The organism is Bradyrhizobium campsiandrae (assembly GCF_014529705.1).
GTDB lineage: Bacteria > Pseudomonadota > Alphaproteobacteria > Rhizobiales > Xanthobacteraceae > Bradyrhizobium > Bradyrhizobium campsiandrae.
This window is the reverse complement of the sequence record NZ_JAANIH010000307.1, coordinates 1-276: the sequence shown is the minus strand read 5'-3', so window position 1 is coordinate 276 and position 276 is coordinate 1. Positions and strand designations below refer to the sequence as shown.

General features: G+C 65.6%; 1 pseudogene. It reads right to left on the bottom strand.

Annotated features, from left to right (window positions below):
* Nucleotides 1-261: pseudogene (locus G8O24_RS43220) on the bottom strand (ABC transporter substrate-binding protein); the annotation flags it as partial.
* Nucleotides 262-276 lie beyond the last annotated feature (15 nt).

Genomic DNA, 276 nt, shown 5'->3' with positions numbered 1-276 from the left:
GTCATCGACCTTCCATTCGGTCGCGAGCCCCGGCACCAGCTTGCCGGGGCGATCGGCGACGTCCATCTCCCACGCCACCAAGGGGTCGTAGATCGTATAGGCGGTGAACTGATAGGCGCCGGCGCCGCGGTCGGGCTGGCCCGTCGTCAGCGGAATATCCGCCATCGAGATGCCGTAGCGCACCACCGTCTCAGCGCGCGCCGAGATTGCGGATAGTCCCAGCGCAAGCACGGCGAGACAGGTCGTCAAACGAATACGCATGGCCCAAAGCTCCCA